Origin of the sequence: Limimaricola sp. G21655-S1 (genome assembly GCF_027213785.1) — a bacterium.
Lineage (GTDB): Bacteria > Pseudomonadota > Alphaproteobacteria > Rhodobacterales > Rhodobacteraceae > Limimaricola.
Map to the genome: position 1 here is coordinate 1 of NZ_JAPWGO010000302.1, position 262 is coordinate 262.

Annotated in this window: 1 pseudogene; it reads left to right on the forward strand. The window is 62.2% G+C overall.

Annotated features, from left to right (window positions below):
* Positions 1–262: pseudogene (locus tag O4G76_RS20870) on the forward strand (hypothetical protein); the annotation flags it as partial.

Here is a 262-nt window from a genome sequence, read left to right on the forward strand (position 1 = left end):
GAGCGAAGGCCTGTCGCCCTCCGAACGTGTCACACTGGATGGAATTATGTCGCTGGAACGGATGCGGCTGGAATGTGAGCGCACGCCGGTCATGTCCACGCTGGTGGCGCTTGCCCATCTGGATATTGCCTGGGCCTGCCGCCGGATATCAAAGCGCAAAGCGAACCGGCAACGGGCGACCCTGACGTCGCGGTCAGAAGCTCATCAAAACCGTGCCAAAGCGCTGTTGCTGCAGATCCCGGCGCAAGCGGCAGCCAAACCC